The sequence below is a fragment of the Bacillus cereus group sp. BfR-BA-01408 genome (genome assembly GCF_022663305.1).
GTDB lineage: Bacteria > Bacillota > Bacilli > Bacillales > Bacillaceae_G > Bacillus_A > Bacillus_A pacificus.
On record NZ_JAKUFF010000181.1, the window covers coordinates 1 to 649 of the forward strand.

The window sequence follows — 649 nt, forward strand, 5'->3', positions numbered from 1 at the left end:
CCGCCATAACCACAACCGCCACCGCCGAAGCAACTAGCACCGATGATGATCAATAAAATAAACAATACGATTAGAAGCGCAAAACCGCCGCCGCATCCATGTCTGCGGTTACAATCATCATGTCTGTGTTCACACTTTTCGCCCATTACTCTATTCCTCCTTTAGTATCATTCATAACAAGTTCACCTTGCTCTAAATGAGGGGATTCCATTTATATTATGTTTTCAGGGCGAATCGGAAGCTTGACTTACTTAAAAACGGGCTTGTTTTTGGAAATGGGCTTCATCGATCGGCGGATTAGCCTTTTCAAGATGTAAGCATAAAGCATTTGACATACTTCTAATTTCTTACTAAAATTTAATTGAACGACCAATCAGTTTTTTGATTATACATTCAAATTATATAAATCAGGAGTTGAATAGCGTGACTGATTCTTTTATTGCAGAGGCTAGGCGTGAACAAATTATTCTTGCATGTATTGATACATTAGAAGAAGTTGGATATAACAACTTAAGCTTAACGAAGGTAGCAAAAAAAGCTAAGATTAGTACTGGACTTATTTCTTATCATTTTAACGATAAGCTTTATCTTATGAATCGGACATTACAATTTTTAGTTGAGAAACAACATGAATTTATTAGCAATCGAG

Annotated in this window: 2 protein-coding genes; one reads left to right on the forward strand and one right to left on the reverse strand. The window is 36.1% G+C overall.

The annotated features are described in order from the left end of the window. Positions 1-146 (reverse strand): YjcZ family sporulation protein (locus tag MR083_RS26745; RefSeq protein ID WP_242270098.1); only part of this gene is annotated, 146 nt, incomplete at its 3' end. A 277-nt stretch (positions 147-423) separates the two neighbouring features. Between MR083_RS26745 and MR083_RS26750 the strand changes: the two genes are divergently transcribed. After that, positions 424-649, forward strand: a 226-nt coding sequence (locus MR083_RS26750; protein WP_242270097.1) for a TetR/AcrR family transcriptional regulator, incomplete at its 3' end; no start/stop codon positions are given.